At 59.6% G+C, this 4,619-nt stretch carries 3 protein-coding genes and 1 pseudogene; all 4 read right to left on the bottom strand.

From position 1 onward, the window contains the following. Window positions 1-45: 45 nt before the first annotated feature. Window positions 46-891 carry a 3-deoxy-8-phosphooctulonate synthase gene (gene kdsA / locus ACXRVY_RS17715; RefSeq protein WP_056720954.1) on the bottom strand — a complete coding sequence of 282 codons (846 nt, stop codon included), beginning with the start codon at window positions 889-891 and terminating at the stop codon, window positions 46-48. A gap of 5 nt (window positions 892-896) precedes the next feature. After that, entirely contained in the window at window positions 897-2,528 is a 1,632-nt protein-coding gene (locus tag ACXRVY_RS17710; protein WP_095943886.1) for a CTP synthase, read from the bottom strand. A gap of 274 nt (window positions 2,529-2,802) precedes the next feature. Further along, window positions 2,803-4,131, bottom strand: coding sequence for a tRNA lysidine(34) synthetase TilS (gene tilS / locus ACXRVY_RS17705; RefSeq protein WP_458237875.1), 1,329 nt, complete (start codon window positions 4,129-4,131; stop codon window positions 2,803-2,805). Between the two features lie 147 nt (window positions 4,132-4,278). Beyond that, window positions 4,279-4,619 (bottom strand): annotated as a pseudogene (locus tag ACXRVY_RS17700) (acetyl-CoA carboxylase carboxyl transferase subunit alpha); the annotation flags it as partial.

The following is a 4,619-nucleotide window of genomic DNA, read 5'->3' as shown; positions in this document are numbered from 1 at the left end:
GGCCTGGGCGTTAAATCGTGCGGTACTTTACCGGAGAATTGAGGATTACGCGGTTTCTACCGTCGGAAAACTCTTCACCAGTTCGTCCAGGGCTTTGAGCTGGGCCAGGAATGGCTCCAGTTTGTCCAGGCGCAAGGCGCAAGGACCATCGCATTTGGCGTTGTCCGGATCCGGGTGGGCTTCCAGGAACAGGCCGGCCAGGGACTGGCTCATGCCGGCTTTTGCCAGATCGAGGACCTGGGCGCGACGACCACCGGCGGAATCGGAACGACCGCCAGGCATTTGCAGCGCATGGGTCACGTCGAAGAACACCGGGTATTCAAACTGCTTCATGATGCCGAAGCCGAGCATGTCGACGACCAGGTTGTTGTAGCCGAAGCTCGAACCACGCTCGCAGAGGATCAACTGATCGTTACCGGCTTCTACGCATTTGTTCAGGATGTGTTTCATTTCCTGAGGCGCGAGGAACTGGGCTTTCTTGATGTTGATCACTGCACCGGTCTTGGCCATCGCGACCACGAGGTCGGTCTGGCGTGACAGGAAAGCTGGCAACTGGATGATGTCGCAGACTTCAGCGACGACCGCGGCCTGGTCAGGCTCGTGGACGTCGGTGATGATCGGCACGCCGAAGGCTTGCTTGATGTCCTGGAAGATGCGCATGCCCTCTTCCAGGCCAGGACCACGATAGGAGGTCACAGAAGACCGATTGGCCTTGTCGAAACTGGCCTTGAACACGTAAGGGATACCGAGCTTTTCGGTGACCTTCACATACTCTTCGCAAACCTGCATGGCCATGTCGCGGCTTTCCAGCACGTTCATGCCGCCGAACAGCACCATGGGTTTGTCGTTGGCGATCTCGATGTCGCCGACGCGGATGATCTTCTGTGCCATCGGGGTTACGCCTTCTTCTGGTGTTGAGTCAACGCTGCCTTGACGAAACCGCTGAACAGCGGGTGACCGTCACGTGGCGTCGAGGTGAACTCCGGGTGGAACTGGCAAGCGACGAACCATGGGTGATCCGGTGCTTCAACCACTTCAACCAGTGCGCCATCACCGGAACGACCGGAGATTTTCAAACCGGCTTCCATGATTTGCGGCAGCAGGTTGTTGTTCACTTCGTAGCGATGACGATGACGCTCGACAATCACGTCCTTGCCGTAGCAGCCGTGGACCAGCGAGCCCGGCTCCAGCAGGCAATCCTGCGCACCCAGGCGCATGGTGCCGCCCAGATCCGAGGTTTCGGTACGGGTTTCAACAGCGCCGGTGGCATCTTCCCACTCGGTGATCAGACCCACGACCGGGTGACCGCTTGCACGATCGAACTCGGTGGAGTTGGCGTCTTTCCAGCCCATCACGTTACGTGCGAACTCGATGACGGCCACTTGCATGCCCAGGCAGATACCCAGGTACGGAACCTTGTTTTCGCGAGCGTATTGCACGGCGGTGATCTTGCCTTCAACGCCACGCAGACCGAAGCCGCCTGGCACCAGGATGGCGTCGACGCCTTCCAGCAACGCAGTGCCCTGGTTCTCGATGTCTTCGGAATCGATGTAGCGCAGGTTGACCTTGGTACGGTTGCTGATGCCGGCGTGACTCATCGCTTCGATCAGCGACTTGTAGGCGTCCAGCAGCTCCATGTACTTGCCGACCATCGCAATGGTGACTTCGTGCTCAGGATTGAGCTTGGCGTCGACCACGGCTTCCCACTCGGACAGATCGGCACCGCCGCATTGCAGGCCGAAACGCTCGACGACAAAATCGTCCAGGCCCTGGGAGTGCAGGATGCCCGGGATCTTGTAGATGGTGTCGGCGTCTTCCAGGCCGATCACCGCACGCTCTTCAACGTTGGTGAACTGCGCGATCTTGCGACGCGAGGAAATATCGATCGGGTGATCGGAGCGGCAGACCAGCACGTCGGGTTGCAGGCCGATGGAACGCAGCTCCTTCACCGAGTGCTGGGTTGGCTTGGTCTTGGTTTCGCCGGCAGTGGCGATGTACGGCACCAGTGTCAGGTGCATCAGCATCGCGCGCTTGGCGCCGACTTCGAAACGCAGTTGGCGGATCGCCTCGAGGAACGGTTGCGACTCGATGTCACCCACGGTGCCGCCGATCTCGACCATAGCCACGTCAGCGTCGCCCGCACCCTTGATGATGCGGCGCTTGATTTCGTCGGTGATGTGCGGGATCACCTGGATGGTTGCACCCAGGTAGTCACCACGGCGCTCTTTGCGCAGGACGTGTTCGTAGACACGGCCGGTGGTGAAGTTGTTGTTCTGGGTCATGGTCGTGCGGATGAACCGCTCGTAGTGGCCCAGGTCCAGGTCGGTCTCCGCGCCGTCGTGAGTGACGAACACTTCACCGTGCTGGAACGGGCTCATGGTGCCCGGGTCGACGTTGATGTACGGGTCCAGCTTCAGCATGGTGACCTTAAGTCCCCGCGCCTCCAGGATGGCCGCCAATGATGCCGATGCAATGCCTTTCCCCAATGAAGAAACAACACCGCCCGTGACGAATATGTAGCGCGTCATGAAAAACCCTAGAAGTCTGCGTTAAAGCGGTCCGAGCCGCCGGGGAAAGCGAAGGAAGGCCGAAGCCCCCGATCACCTGCATTAATCACAGCGCACCTTTCAAAAAAACCGCCGCGTTGGGACAGACCGGAAAATGAAACACCGGTTCGTTGCTCGCTACACATTTTTTGGAATCGCCCAGCAAAGACTGCTTGGTAATCGGCAACTCCTGCAATTCAGGCGAATCCACAGAAGTTGTATCAAGAAGGGAGCGTAGTCTACCGGAAAGCCCCTTTCAGCTCAAACCTTGATCTTCGTTCAGTGGCTGCCAGTGCAAATGCCAGTCGCCGATCGCACCACCATCGAGCCCCTTGAGGTTCGCTACCGCCAGCAGTTGCCCGTCTTTGTAGAGCAGCGGCAATCTGCCGCGTACGAAGGACGGTACACCGCTTTCATTGAGCAAACGTTTCAGGTCCCGATGGCCGCGGCCTGGCAAAGCCATGACCTCTCCCCCTTCACGATAGCGGATCTGTAACGGGCCATCGGGGATTTGGCCGGTGACACTCAGTACACCGTTATCCGGCAATATCAGCGGTGATACTGGACTTTGCCACGTTCCAGCAGAGGGCATAGTGCGCAGCCAGCAACCGGACAGCCACCAGATGCGCCCGCCCGCCCGATGCAGTTCGCCATCGGCCAGCCGCCACACCGGGCAGGCATCGCCGTTGGCGTCGCGCAAATTCTCCCAACCCGACCAATGGTCCGTATCCGGCAAGCGAGTCAGCGGATCGAGCCAATGACTCAAGGCATTGCGCTGCCGGGCAACAGACAATTGCGCAAGCGGCGCCAGTTCAAGGGATCGCAAGCCCAGCCAGGCAAACTCACTGGCAGAGCTGGCCTCACGCAAATCCATGTCCGCCAGCTCTTCGAGCAGCCCCTGCGCTTCAGTAAAATGCGCCGCGCTGCGGGCCATGGTCGCCACCGCTTGTGGCCAGCGCTGGATCAGCACGGGCAAGACTTGATGCCTAAGGTAATTGCGCGAGTACTGCCGATCCTGGTTCGAGGGATCTTCGATCCAGCTCAAGCCATGCGCATTGGCATAAGCCTCCAGTTCAGCCCGCGTGACATCAAGCAATGGCCGCAGCAAATACCCCTTGCCCAACGGGCGATGACGCGGCATCCCGGACAATCCGCGCACGCCCRCTCCGCGCAACAGGCGAAACAACAGGGTTTCCGCCTGATCGTCGCGGTGCTGGGCTGTCAGCAGCACTTCGTTGCCCTGAACGGTTTCAGTGAAGGCGTGATACCGCGCCTCCCGAGCTGCACGTTCAAGGCTGGCACCCGGCTGCACCTGCACGTGAACCACTTGCAGCGGCACGCCCAGCGCAGCGCACACAGCACGACAATGTTCCGGCCACGCATCGGCCACAGCTTGAAGGCCGTGATGAACATGGATGGCGCTCAGCGCCGGCAGGGATTCGGTTTTTGCGAGTTGTGCGAGAAGGTGCAGCAGGACGGTGGAGTCCAGGCCGCCGGAGAAGGCGATGTGCCAATGGGCCGCATTGCGCCATGGTTTCAGATTCAGCAAAAGCCTGGAAGGCAAATCAATCGCGGGCCGATCCATATCTTTCCCTTTGCACAAATCAAATGTGGGAGCGAGCTTGCTCGCGATAGCGGCCTAACACTCAACATATTCGTCGACTGTTATACCCTCATCGCGAGCAAGCTCGCTCCCACAGTGTTTTGCATCATTGGCCGAAGCGAGGTCAGATCAGAGACCGTAGCTCATCAGACGCTCATAACGACGGGCCAGCAGCGCGTCGTTATCGAACTTCTTCAGCATCGCCAGTTGCGAGCTCAGCTCGGCGCGGATCGATGCGGCGGCAGCGGCTGGGTCGCGGTGCGCACCACCCAATGGCTCGCCGATCACTTTATCCACGATACCCAAGCCTTTCAGGCGCTCAGCGGTGATGCCCATGGCTTCAGCGGCGTCCGGCGCCTTCTCGGCGGTTTTCCACAGAATCGAAGCGCAACCTTCCGGCGAGATCACCGCGTAGGTCGAGTACTGCAGCATGTTCAACTGGTCGCAGACACCGATCGCCAGTGCACCAC

The sequence above is a fragment of the Pseudomonas sp. P5_A2_2 genome (genome assembly GCF_054177685.1).
Note: the sequence above shows the minus strand (reverse complement) of the source record. Positions and strands in the feature narration are given on the sequence as shown.

What these genes read in the sequence shown, in the direction of transcription:
- kdsA (WP_056720954.1), bottom strand. Translation starts at nt 891, where the DNA reads ATGGCACAGAAGATCATCCGCGTCGGCGACATCGAGATCGCCAACGAC.
- ACXRVY_RS17710 (WP_095943886.1), bottom strand. Translation starts at nt 2,528, where the DNA reads ATGACGCGCTACATATTCGTCACGGGCGGTGTTGTTTCTTCATTGGGG.